The organism is uncultured Acetatifactor sp., assembly GCF_948601915.1.
Classification (GTDB): Bacteria; Bacillota; Clostridia; order Lachnospirales; family Lachnospiraceae; genus Acetatifactor.
In genome coordinates this window covers 1-4,743 of sequence record NZ_CAPDXS010000234.1, presented here as the reverse complement: position 1 = coordinate 4,743, position 4,743 = coordinate 1, and the positions used below count along the sequence as shown (strand labels likewise).

The 4,743-nt window shown below is 54.4% G+C and carries 5 protein-coding genes; all 5 read right to left on the bottom strand.

Translation table 11 applies throughout. The features are described 5' to 3' along the window. Positions 1-16 precede the first annotated feature (16 nt). Positions 17-616: a hypothetical protein gene (locus Q2B33_RS23320; protein ID WP_300564978.1), complete on the bottom strand. Its 600-nt coding sequence runs from the start codon at positions 614-616 to the stop codon at positions 17-19. A 75-nt stretch (positions 617-691) separates the two neighbouring features. Beyond that, a complete protein-coding gene (locus Q2B33_RS23315) occupies positions 692-1,759 on the bottom strand; it encodes a ParB N-terminal domain-containing protein (protein WP_300564980.1) in 1,068 nt (355 codons plus the stop codon). Then, the gene (locus Q2B33_RS23310) at positions 1,752-2,561 is read right to left on the bottom strand and encodes a ParA family protein (protein WP_300564982.1); all 810 of its coding nucleotides are present in this window, start codon (positions 2,559-2,561) and stop codon (positions 1,752-1,754) included. The genes Q2B33_RS23315 and Q2B33_RS23310 overlap by 8 nt, the downstream gene beginning before the upstream one ends. A 39-nt stretch (positions 2,562-2,600) precedes the next feature. Further along, a complete protein-coding gene (locus Q2B33_RS23305) occupies positions 2,601-3,314 on the bottom strand; it encodes a sigma-70 family RNA polymerase sigma factor (RefSeq protein ID WP_300565125.1) in 714 nt (237 codons plus the stop codon). Positions 3,315-3,406: 92 nt separating this feature from the next. Next, the coding region (hemW, locus tag Q2B33_RS23300) for a radical SAM family heme chaperone HemW (RefSeq protein WP_330691421.1) at positions 3,407-4,743 on the bottom strand (1,337 nt) is incomplete at its 5' end.

Genomic DNA, 4,743 nt, shown 5'->3' with positions numbered 1-4,743 from the left:
GAATTACTCAGCATTCCTATAAATGATTAGCATTATGGAATGCTGAGTATAATTCCACCAGCCCCATAAACTCCGCTTTGACCGCATCCTCCGGCATTCCGTGGAGAGGGCTTTCCTCGTCCCTTACCCTGAAATTTTCCATGTAGGGTAAAAGCCAGTCCCTCACCCGTCTGCTCACCAGATGGTACAGGCAGGCGCCTATGCCGGATGTGGGGGTATTATATTTCTCATGGAACCGCATCATGACACTGGGGCGGTACTGTTCCTCCAGTTCCCACAGGAGCTGCTGCAGGTTCCGGTAGGACTGGACGCTGCCGTTGGTATCCATGAAGTCGAAGAGGTACTTGATGCTGGCATTGGGGTTTACCATGTCGATGACCGCTATGCTTCTGGCTCCCCGGTTGATGCTGCGCCCCACCCGCCTGTCATGCCACTCGTCAAAGGTTCCCAGCTGGGTGGCGTCAGGCTTCTGCGCGTAGATCAGCACCGCATTGTCAAAGGAGCGCTTGTAGAACCTTGCGACACAGGCCAGCAGGCCTTTCCACTCTGCCGGTGTTCTGGTATACTCCTGTACGGACGCTCTGTAAAGGTCTGCTAGACTGGTCGCTCTGCTCAAGCTGTTCCCCTCCCTCTCTCATTCATGTTACGCATGTCCCTCCGGCACATAAGCCCTGTGGCCATATCCGGCTGCTTATTCATCCGGGTATCGCTCCCCCTGTTCTTCGGGAATATGCATGTTTTCAAAGTACAATGCCAGCGCCCGGTCTATGGTGTCCTCGATCTCTTTGGCGCTCTGGCCTGCGGTGAAGTATTTGGTGATCACCGCCTGTTTCACCTTAAAGGGCTGCGGCTTATTGTTTTTTGGTTTCCGTGTTTTCTCGCCGGAAAGTATCTGGACGGTGCTTGTGTCATTCAGCTTTCCGGTTTCGTAGTAGCTGCGGAGAAGCTCCGCCTTTTTCATGTCTATCTTGTAATTGTCGCTCTCCATCAGTTCCGCTATCTGGCGCTGCCGGTCTGTGTCCTCGATAAAGGACAGGTCGTATGCGGCAAGGAATGGGATTTCGCCAGTGTCTACACGCATAAGCAACGGTTCTATCAATGTCGCAATCTTTATATAACGTCCAACTTTGGATGCTGACAGACCATATTCCTGTCCAACTTTCTCCCGGCTTTCCAACTTCTGTTCAACTTGAACAGAAGTTGGATTTTCCTTGGATTCATGCGGGTTCAAGAGCATTTCTATCTCTTCCAAAAGGTCATTTCTCCTGCCTTGTGACTTCAATGCCTCATAGTGCTGGGCAAGGCAGTATGCCCTCTCGGAATGGCTCATGTCCCCAAAGGAGCGCTGCCGGAGATTGGTCTCCGTCACAATCAGCACGGCTTCATCATAGGTCAGGTTCTCCTTTATGATGACCGGGCCTTTGGACAGCCCTGCAAGCAGGGCGGCATTGTGGCGGTTGTGACCACTTAAGATGATGTATCTACCCTCTTCATTATGCCAGAGGATGATGGGGAGCAGGATGCCGAACTGCCGGATGCTCTCCACCATGTCGGCAAGCTGCTGTCCCTCGTACAGCTTGAACTTGTGGCTGGGAAACGGCTCCATCTGCGCAAAGTCCATTTCCAGGATGCCTCCCGGTTCCGAAGCCTCCCCCTGTGCAGATGCCGCAGCCGGAATGTCCGTAACCGCTTTTTCCTGCTCTGCATCAAAATGCAGCATATCGCTGAAATCTTCCAGGTTGACTCTTGGCTTACCCAACTGCCTGCACCTCCCTCTGCTCATTTTCCAAAAGCTCGTCCGCAAATCTTTCATAGGCCAGCGCCGCCGGATTGTTCGGCATGAACTCGCAGATGGTCTTGTGGTACAGCACTGCCTCCGCTACCTTGATGGAGCGGGGGATATGGGTCTTGAAGATTGGCACCGCTCCTGCAAAGCCCTGCTCTATCAGCTGCCTGACCTGGGCCGACACGATGGTATTGGGGGAATCCATGGTGATAAGGATGCCCTCAATCCGCAGCCTGTGGTTGCTGTTCTTTCGGATGACCTGGTAATGCCGGAGCAGCTCCGCCAGCCCCTGCGTGGACAATAATTCTGCCTGTGTGGGGACAATGATGCTGTCCGCGCACATCATCACGTTGATCATGGGAGTCCCCATCTGGGGCATACAGTCCAGGATTATGTACTGGTATCTGTCCCGGATGGTATCTACATACTGGGACAGTATCCGCTCCCGGAAGTCCACGTTGCACAGGTTCCGTTCCAGCGTGAAAAGCTGGGAATTGGACGGAATCACCTCCACGCCGCTCTCATGCTTTATCACATAGCTGTCCGGCTTCGGCAAAGGCTCGTCCTCCATGATTTTCCGCAACAGCGTGTTGATTGTTATCTCCAGCTTGTTGATATTCTTTACTCCATAGATGATGCTGGAATGCCCCTGGCCGTCAAAATCAATCAGAGCCGTCCGCTTTCCTCTCTTTGCCAGCAGATAGGCCAGCGTGGTGGCAGTGGCTGATTTTCCCACACCGCCTTTCTCGTTCATTACAGCTATAATTTTTGCCATTTTCGCTCTCCTTTCGTTTTCTTGTCCGTTTTTCCAGACTTAACGGTATACCAGAACGGTATTTTGTGGTAAGATGTGTTTGGGTAGTTTGGGTTGGGTAAACAGGGTATAAAAATAGGGATAAAGCCGTAGACCATTTAATGGTTTTCCTAACTTTATCCCTATAATAACAGATGGGTAGCTCCTGGATATCCCCAGCCGCGTGCCGATCTCGCTCTGGGTCACCTCCCGGTTCCCGTAGAGGCCGTAGCGCATGATGAGGATCTGCCGCTCCCTCTGGGTCAGATTGGCGTCCATCAGGACGAACAGGCGCCGGATATTCCCGCTCAGCTCCATGCTCTCCACGATGTCCGGCTGGTTCTGCTCTATCACGTCCACCAGATGGATCTCGTTCCCTTCCTTGTCCTGTCCGATGGGTTCGAAGAGGGATACTTCCCTGGAGGATTTCTTCTTTCCCCGCAGGAACATCAGCAGCTCGTTCTCTATGCACCTGCAGGCATAAGTGGCGAGCCGCCCCTTTTTTTCGTCAAATGTCCGGATGGCTTTGATCAGTCCGATGCAGCCGATGGAGATGAAGTCCTCTATATCCTCGTCCACATTCTGATACTTTTTTGCGATATGAACCACCAGGCGCAGGTTCCGCTCCACCAGAATCTTCTGCGCCCGCTGGGCCTCCTCAGGGGAACCATCCCGCAGCAGTCGGATATATTCGGCCTCTTCCTCCTGAGTCAATGGTTTTTGAAAAGTCTCCAAGCCAACCCCCATGGATTACTCTTACCATAGTTTATGTGGCGGTATCGTCCATGGTGCCTGTCAAAAAGAGGCGATTTTTCTCGCCAGGCCTCCTACAGCAAAAATTGTGCCATCACATAGTTGCTCAGATCCAGTCCCTTTTCCGTCAGGGCCAGCCTCCCTGTCCGGACATGCCCTCTCTCATGTCGGCGATCCTGCCCATCCTGTGCGGACATGTACCCTCTGTCTTCCCTTCCTCCCGGCCTCCTGAGGGACCCTCCCGCACCTTCCCCCTCCGGCCAGAGCTCCAGCAGACCGTCCCGGATGTTCTTGTCAATCACATCCCCATATATTTCCTCTATGCCCTGCCCGAACAGCTGCCTGAACTCCCCGCAGCTTATGCCTGACCTCATGCGCAGCCCCAGGAACATGAACTCCTCCATCTGCTCCTGTCGGCTTAAAATCTGCTCCTCCTCCCGGCAGCCCAGGGGATCGGCCAGATAAGCCCGCAGATCCGCCCCGTTGCGGAACCGGACATTGGCCACCAGGGAAGCCGCCCCAAGGCCGAATCCCAGATAGCTTCGCCTCCTCCAGTAGCCGCAGTTGTGGCGGCATTCATAGCCCTCCCTGGCATAATTGGATATCTCATAGCGCCGATACCCTCTCTCCGCCAGAATCTCCTGTGTCAACTCATACATCCCCCTGTCCGTGTCCTCATCGGGGATGTCCAGGCTCCCCTCTTCATATCTCTCAAAAAGAGGCGTCCCCTCCTCCAGAATCAGGCTGTAGGCGGAGATGTGCTCCGGCGGCGGCTCCAGGGAGAGGATCCGCTCCAAGGTCTGCCTGTACCCCGCCAGGGTCTGGCCGGGAAGCGCGCTCATGATGTCCACATTGATGTTCTCAAAGCCCGCCTTCCTGGCCGCCCGGTAAGTGTCCAGGAACTGCTTCCAGGTATGAATCCTGCCGATGACCGCCAACTCCCTGTCGTCGGCGGACTGCAGGCCGATGCTCAGCCGGTTGACGCCAGCCGCCCGGAGACGGAACAGCGTCTCGCCACAGATCGTCCCCGGATTGACCTCTATGGTAATCTCCGCGTCCCTGTCCAGCCGATAGAGCCTTCCCACAGATGCCAGCAGCCGCTCTATGTCCTCCACCGCAGCCACAGAGGGCGTGCCGCCGCCGATGAACACAGTTGGCACCCTATGATCCATATAGGAAAGAGCGCTTCCCTCCGTCTCGGCGAGAAGCGCTTCCATATACCTTCCGATGGTCTCCCTGTCTGCCGGGGCAGACAGGAAATCGCAGTAAAGGCATTTTCTGATACAGAACGGGATATGGAAATATAGTTCTAATTCTTGTTTTTCCGCGTGCATTGCATCAATATTTCGTTTTTCGTTTTTCCGGTAACCCATAAATGCCCTCCTCTGCATGCCCGTCTGCCGCTCCCCCT